Raw genomic sequence first — 7,599 nt, forward strand, 5'->3', positions numbered from 1 at the left:
TAATTAAAATTTATTTTGAAGAAGGGGAATGAAAATGGGATTATTTAAATTTTTAAAAGGAGAATTTATTGAAGTTATTCATTGGGAAGATGCTTCTCAAGATACAATGGTTTATAAATTCCCAATTGAAGGAAAACAACAAATTAAAGAAGGGGCACAATTAATCGTAAGACCTTCACAAGTTGCTGTTTTTGTGTATGAAGGCCAAATCGCTGATGTTTATGAACCCGGAAAATATTCGCTTGTTACCGATACCATGCCTATACTGACATCTTTGTCTAACTGGAAACATTTATTTGAGAATCATTTCAAAACCGATGTCTATTTTGTTAATACAAAACAGTTTACCAACCAAAAATGGGGTACAACCAACCCGATTATGATGCGTGACCAAGATTTTGGTATGCTAAGATTACGTGGCTTTGGTGTCTACGCTTTTAGAGTTGGTAATCCTGTTGTATTCCTAAAAGAAGTTTTTGGATCCAATCGTTTTTATACTGCAGATAAAATTACAGAACACCTAAAAAGCCTTATTGTTTCAAGTACATCTGATGTAATTGCAGAATCACAAATTGCAGCCATGGATCTTTCCACCCAGTACGATGAAATCGGTCAAATGGCTATGGCTCGCATTATGGAGCGGTTTGAAATATTCGGTCTCGCTATATCGGATTTTATTATAGAAAACTTATCCCTACCAGAATCAGTTGAGCAAGCCATCGACAAACGTACACAAATGGGGGCTCTTGGAGATCTTAACCAATATATGAAATTCCAATCAGCAGAAGCCCTTCGTGATGCTGCTCAAAATACTGGCGGTGGAATGGCAAGTATGGGTGCCGGTTTAGGTGCCGGCATGGGCATTGGCAATATGATGAAAGATGCCATGTCAACACCCACCACTCCAGCAGAACCAGTTGCTTCTGTGGTGCAAATCAACTGTCCAAAATGCCATGTTCTGGTCAATAAAGGTACAAAATTCTGTCCGGAATGTGGAAACAGCCTCATCAATACTTGCATCGCCTGTGGTCATACCCTTGACATGGGAGCCAAATTCTGTGTAGACTGCGGTACAAGCCAAATCCTCGAACTTAATTGCTCTAAGTGTGGAGAAAAAGTACAATCCGGTACAAAATTCTGCCCTCATTGTGGCGAAAAAACTCAGGAGTAGGCTATGAAAGATATCAAAGAGAATGAATTGACTGATTATAAGACCGATGAAGAAGAAGAAATCTTAGATATTATTGAAGAGCAATTTGATGACGCACTTATGGTGCCTTGTTCTTCTTGTGGAGGGAGGATGAAGTATAATCCTGAAGGGTCTAACCTTAAATGTTCACATTGTGACTCGACGCGTGATATTATGGCAGAAAACACCCGAATTGTTGAGCTTTGTTTCGAGTCTGCATTAAAAGAAGATCTAAGTACTTGGGATGAAGCCGATGTTCAGAGCTTTTCATGTAAAAATTGTGGAGCTGAAGTTATTTTTGAAGCACACACTCAGGCTAAGTTCTGTAATTATTGTGGCTCCTCATATATTTCTTTGCATGAAGCAATAAAAACCATTCCACCCCATTATTTAGTGCCTTTTAAAGTGGATCAACAAGAAGGTGAAGCTAAATTCAAGCATTGGATCACCAAACGTTGGTTCGCACCAAATGACTTGAAAAAGGAATATAATAATCATAAACTCTTAGGAACTTATGTACCTTATTGGACTTATGATACCCATACTTATTCTTATTATACAGCAGACCGAGGAGATTATTATTATGTGACACGAACACGGGTTGTTGATGGTAAAACTCAGACTTACCAAGAAAGAAAAATCCGCTGGACCAGAGTTCGAGGTGACTATCCTAGATTTTTTGACGATGTACTTGTTAGAGCGTCCAATAAAGTGGATGACCTCATGCTTAAGAAAATTGAACCTTTTAATCTCACAGATTTAGTAGCCTACAAACCAGAATATCTATCCGGTTTCTTCGCAGAACGTTATAGCATATCTCTAGAAAATGGTTGGGCGTCCGGTATTAGAATTGTTGATGATACTCTTAAATCAGAAGTCACGAGAAAAATTGGTGGCGACCAAGTCCGATTTTTGAATATAGACACCGCATACAACGCTATTACTTATAAACATATACTTTTACCCATTTGGCTTTCTAGCTATCAGTACAAAACCAAAGTGTATCATTTTATGGTCAATGGCCAAACCGGGTTGGTTCATGGTGATTTCCCCAAAAGTGCTTGGAAAATTACCGGGGCGATATTAGCAGTTCTAACCATCATACTCATCATTGCTTATTTTGCCATGCAAAACGGCGCTTAGTTATTTTATTGAGAAAAGAGCAAGAAACCTTCTTTTAAGAAAGTTTCTTGCTCTTTTCTCAATAATTCATAATTTCAATTGTTTTTATTAAACCACAAGATTTAATGACTATAATTATAACATTACCCTTCCTTCTAAAGCTCTTGAGAGGGTGATCTCATCTACGTACTCTAAATCTCCGCCTACAGGGACGCCATTGGCTATGCGCGTTACTTTAATGCCGGAAGGTTTGATTAACTTACTCAAATATACTGCTGTTGCCTCACCCTCTACGGACGAGTTGGTGGCCAATATGACCTCCTGGGTATTTTCCGGTTCAAGACGTAATAATAATTCTCGTACTTTGATGTCATTAGGTCCCACATTTAGCAAAGGGGATATAGCACCATGGAGTACATGATAAAGACCCTTGTATTGTCTGGTCTTTTCATAAGCAGCCATGTCTCTAGATGCCTCCACTACCATGATTGTTTCTTGATCTCGATTGGAGCTTTTACATATTGGACATAATGTATCGTCTGTTAGAGTAAAACATTTACTACAGAACTTAATATGTCGCTTAGCATGAACAATCGCCTTCGCTAGATTTTCTGCGGAGGCTTCTGGCATGCCTATGATATGAAAAGCCAATCTTTGGGCTGTTTTGTTACCGATTCCCGGAAGCTTTGACAATTCGTCAATGAGTCTTCCTACATGATTACCAAAATAATCCATTTCTACCATCCTTCGATTGCTTGTTAGAACAACCCACCTGGCAAGTTCATACCACCTGTCATTTGGGACATTTGGCTGCTTACCGCTTCTTCGGCTTTTCGAATTGCTTCATTAACCGCTGCAACAACTAAGTCCTCTAACATTTCAACATCATCTGGGTCAACTGCTTCTGGATCTATGGTGACTTTAGTTAACTCTTTTTTCCCATTGACCTCCGCTTTAACCACACCGCCACCTGCTGTTGCTTCAAACAGTTGTTTATCTAGATTTTCTTGCATCTCTGCCATTTGCTTCTGCATTTTTTGTGCTTGTTTCATTAGGTTATTCATGTTACCAGGTGCACCTGCTCCCGGAAATCCTCCACGCTTTGCCATAATATTGCCTCCTTATCTAATCTCAATGTCAAAGTTTATCTTTGATTTTATCTGCTCATACACGTTCTTAGCGTCTTTTAAGCTTTCATCTTTACTCATTTGTCTCTGAGTTATTTGATTATAATCTTCTTGATCTATCACCTTAATGTTGAATTTTTTGTCGAACATCTGTTTAAGCACATGGTCTATTTTACCCATATTTTCTTCTTGTGACAAGTGATTTTTTCCAATTTCACTGTCGCATACAATATAGACCACATCATCTTCTAAATTGATTGGAAAAGCATTTTTTAAAAAGGCTTTGGTTACGGTATGTGTGTGTTCCACCACACCCATCCAATTGTGAATAACCTGTTTTATATCTTCTGGTACAGCATTAATATCGATGACTTTTTGCTGTGATTTTTTAAGTGCTTCTTTCGAGGGTTTCTTTTCCGGTATGACTTCATGAACCATAATACCATTTTTTACTGTTTCTTCAAGATAGGTTAATCGATGTCTTAGCCCTTCGTTTGAATCATCCATATCCGGGTTGCACAATTTAAGCAACTCTACTTCCAGCAGAATCCTCTCACCCGACATATACTTGATTTTGTTTTCAAGATTAGACAGTTGCTTTATATAATATAAGATGGTCTCATCTTTAAAACGTACGCTCTGGGATTTTAATAGAAGAATCTGATCCATGGTCATATCTAATATTTCATCCGGTTCATCCACACTTTTGACCACCAATAGATTCCTAAGATGGTTAACTGTATCTAGTATAAACTGTAAAATATCCCTACCTTGCATGGTGATTTTTTCCACAATATCCATACAGACTTTTGCATTTCGATCAAGTAGGGCATCTGTTAATTGTGCAAAAACTTCATGGTCCACAGCCCCCAGAACATCCAATACTTTCTCAAGGGTCACATCTTCTCCAATATAAAATGCAATACATTGATCTAGGATACTAAGTGCGTCACGCATGGAACCATTGGCCACTTTGGCAATATAATTAATGGCTTTCTCCTCTATTGCTATGTTTTCTTGTACCATATAAGTTTTTAGTGCGCCGGTAATTGTTTCTATGGTGATTCTTTTAAAATCATAGCGCTGACATCTTGATAGTACTGTTGCCGGTATTTTATGAGGTTCAGTTGTAGCTAGAATGAAGATGACATGCTTAGGTGGCTCTTCTAATGTTTTTAATAGCGCATTGAAGGCACCTGTTGATAGCATATGAACCTCGTCAATAATATAGACTTTATACTTCCCCAGTGTAGGTGTGTATTTTACTTCGTCTCGAATATCTCTAATATTATCAACACCATTGTTAGATGCTGCATCAATCTCTATGATATTCATGCTCCCCTTATCCTCAATGTCCATACAAGAGGGACACTGATGACATGGGTTACCTTCTACTGGCGCTTCACAGTTAATGGCCTGAGCAAATATCTTGGCTGTAGATGTCTTGCCCGTTCCTCTGGTGCCACATAACAAATAGGCATGGGTCACCCGCTGTGACATAATTTGATTCGTCAGTGTTTTTACAATATGGTCTTGTCCCACTAAGTCTTTGAATGTTCTTGGACGCCATTTTCTATATAATGCCGTATACGCCATTTGAGTCACTTCCCATCTGTTTCTAAATCAATTATACTCTTTTACTATTTTACCACAAGTTTAGATTCTGTTGAAGGTCCTTCTACTTTAAAAAGCTTCAAACCCGTAAATGGTTAAAAAATACTTACACATCCAAATCTTTTTGGTATAATAACATTTATAAGGTGGTGATTCTATGAATTTTTATTTAGCAAGACAACCCATATTTGATCGCAATCAAATTGTGATTGGGTATGAGATTATCTATAGAAGCAGTTTAAACTCTCCTGAAAAAGTAGACAGTGAGTATGACGAGGCCACATCTCGCCTATTGCTTAACAGTTACCTCGATATTGGCATGGATACTTTAATAGGTGGCCATATTGCCTTCATCAATTTTGATCGAGAACTGGTTCTTAAAGATAGTCCTCTACTCTTAAACAAAAGTACCACAATTATTCAGATTCCCTCAGATATAGTCCCTGATTCCATTTTCTTGGATAAGATTAGTGAATTTAAGAATGATGGTTATCTTATTTCCTTAGCCGGCTATTTAGATAATTACCCACATATTAACCTACTGGAGTTGGTCGATATTATCCAAGTCGATCTTACCAAGAACACCGCCAGTAGCCTTAAACGTATTGTTAAGCGTTTCCAAATGACGACTCAAATACTTTTGGCAAAAAATATAGAGAGCCATGATAGCTATGAAACGCTTAAAAGGATGGGTTTCGAACTTTTTCAAGGATATTATTTCTGTAAACCAACCTTAACAAAAGGCAAAATACTACAACACTCCAATCTAAATAATGTTGAAATCTTAAAGCTATCCAATGAAAGTGAACCCAACATTAAGGAAATCTCTAAGCGAATAGAAGAAGATATTAATCTGACCATCAAACTGCTTAGATTGGTTAATTCAAGCCATTATTTTATGAATAAGATTCAATCCGTCCAGCATGCTCTTGCCATGGTTGGTGTTCAATCTTTTAAGAATTGGCTTAATATTGCACTTATGGATTCTTTACTGGGTGAGCAAACACCGGAGATTATAAAGCTATCCATGGTGCGTATGAAAATGATGGAAGAAATCGGTCATATCGGTAAATCAAAGTTAAATACAGACTCTTTGAAACTAATTGGTTTACTTTCTGTTCTGGATGCCTTACTGGACAAGAATATGATGGATGCCGTTGGACCCCTTCCGATAGAAAGGGAGCTAAAAATCACTTTGTTTGGTAAGGATACAATCTATACGCCAATCTATCGATTGGTCCTTGGTTATGAAAAAGGTGACTTCAATATCGCTTACCGATATGCAGAAAAAGCAGGCATTCATCTAGATGCTCTACCTCAGATTTATGCAAAGTCTATTCAATGGGCTGACGATTTATATAACCACATTTATCCTAGCGGAGAGCCTACGGTACTGATATAGTAGCGTAATATGATGAAATGGAGTCTTAGCTTTAACCCACAAATAAGAAGAAGAAAAAGACTCGGAGCTTAAAATCACCGAGTCTTTTATATTATTATTAAATTCCGTGCATCGCACTTCGAATCTCAAACACAGGCGTTACCTTACTAGTTTACTCAAATCCGGCACCCTTACGGCACACAAGAAATTCTGCTTAGTGCTGCTTCCGTCAAGATCTGACACGGTTCACAGATTCTCATTGCGTAAGACCAGATCGTCATCGTTACTTTTTAAGGGCAGCCCCACATTCTTCAACCCTCGGATTGATATCACTCCTGCTATAGCGGATTGCAGGTACAGGACACCGCTAACTCCCCAGCTGCACGGAAACTTTTCGGCTTCACTAGACAACATTTATCAAGTCCTATGTTATTTCTAAACGCTAAATCAGTATATCGGTTTTTCAACTTTCTGTCAACCTGTAGCAGGACAATTTCTCTCAGATTTCTTCCATTGTTTGCTCGCTAATTTTCTCTGTTTTTTTCTCTTCACGAAGCATCTTAAAAAACTCGGACATCATAGTAGCACAAGCCTCTTGACATACGCCTGTTACGACACTTACTTGATGATTAAATCTAGAATCATCAAGTAGATTATAGATAGATCCTGCACATCCGGCCTTTGGATTCATTGCACCGATGACCACTTCCTCCAATCGTGCTTGCACAATTGCTCCGGCACACATGGGACAGGGTTCCACTGTTACATACATGGTACAACCTTCAAGACGCCAATCGCCAATGACTTTACTGGCTTCTTCTATGGCCATTAATTCTGCATGGGCCAAAGTGGATTTTTTTGAATTACGTTGATTATACCCTCTTCCAATAATTTGTTCTTCAAATACAATAATGGCTCCTATCGGAACTTCCATGATTTTTGCTGCTTTTCTACCTTCTTTGATGGCTTCTTCCATCCACTTTTCCATTTAACACACTACTTTCTAATTATCATTGCTTCTTTTCTATTATTATAACATGGTTGGTTAAGGGTTCAAAACTAAGTTTCACTAAATTCTCCTATAATTCATAGATTGCGTTGATACTTTCGCAACTATTCATTATACGTGATAGTTCAACTATATAGTTTTATAGCCTTAACCTTGC

At 38.0% G+C, this 7,599-nt stretch carries 7 protein-coding genes and 1 other RNA gene; 3 read left to right on the forward strand and 5 right to left on the reverse strand.

All coding sequences use genetic code 11. The annotated features are described in order from the left end of the window. Positions 1 to 34: 34 nt before the first annotated feature. Positions 35 to 1,171, forward strand: a complete 1,137-nt coding sequence (locus P0N36_RS14030; RefSeq protein ID WP_275843487.1) for an SPFH domain-containing protein — start codon at positions 35 to 37, stop codon at positions 1,169 to 1,171. A 3-nt stretch (positions 1,172 to 1,174) separates the two neighbouring features. Then, positions 1,175 to 2,332: a zinc ribbon domain-containing protein gene (locus tag P0N36_RS14035; protein WP_275843488.1), complete on the forward strand. Its 1,158-nt coding sequence runs from the start codon at positions 1,175 to 1,177 to the stop codon at positions 2,330 to 2,332. 114 nt (positions 2,333 to 2,446) lie between these two features. Here the strand turns inward: P0N36_RS14035 and recR are convergent, their stop codons facing one another. Genes recR through dnaX form a run of 3 tightly spaced genes read right to left on the reverse strand, consistent with a single transcriptional unit; the run spans position 2,447 to position 5,034 of the window. Beyond that, positions 2,447 to 3,046: a recombination mediator RecR gene (gene recR / locus P0N36_RS14040; protein WP_275843489.1), complete on the reverse strand. Its 600-nt coding sequence runs from the start codon at positions 3,044 to 3,046 to the stop codon at positions 2,447 to 2,449. Positions 3,047 to 3,069: 23 nt separating this feature from the next. Continuing rightward, positions 3,070 to 3,420, reverse strand: coding sequence for a YbaB/EbfC family nucleoid-associated protein (locus tag P0N36_RS14045; protein ID WP_275843490.1), 351 nt, complete (start codon positions 3,418 to 3,420; stop codon positions 3,070 to 3,072). Positions 3,421 to 3,432: 12 nt separating this feature from the next. Beyond that, on the reverse strand, positions 3,433 to 5,034 hold the full coding sequence (gene dnaX / locus P0N36_RS14050; RefSeq protein WP_275843491.1) for a DNA polymerase III subunit gamma/tau: 1,602 nt from the start codon (positions 5,032 to 5,034) through the stop codon (positions 3,433 to 3,435). A 175-nt stretch (positions 5,035 to 5,209) separates the two neighbouring features. Between dnaX and P0N36_RS14055 the strand changes: the two genes are divergently transcribed. After that, complete coding sequence (locus tag P0N36_RS14055) at positions 5,210 to 6,454, forward strand: EAL and HDOD domain-containing protein (RefSeq protein ID WP_275843492.1); 1,245 nt, start codon at positions 5,210 to 5,212, stop codon at positions 6,452 to 6,454. Positions 6,455 to 6,558: 104 nt separating this feature from the next. On the opposite strand, the gene ffs is transcribed toward P0N36_RS14055, so the two are convergent. Together ffs and tadA are read right to left on the reverse strand one after the other, a co-directional pair. Next, an RNA gene (ffs, locus tag P0N36_RS14060) (signal recognition particle sRNA large type) lies at positions 6,559 to 6,820 on the reverse strand. Positions 6,821 to 6,932: 112 nt separating this feature from the next. Next, complete coding sequence (tadA, locus tag P0N36_RS14065) at positions 6,933 to 7,421, reverse strand: tRNA adenosine(34) deaminase TadA (protein ID WP_275843493.1); 489 nt, start codon at positions 7,419 to 7,421, stop codon at positions 6,933 to 6,935. Positions 7,422 to 7,599: the final 178 nt, after the last annotated feature.

This window comes from Petrocella sp. FN5, assembly GCF_029210395.1.
In the GTDB taxonomy this organism is placed as follows: domain Bacteria; phylum Bacillota; class Clostridia; order Lachnospirales; family Vallitaleaceae; genus Petrocella.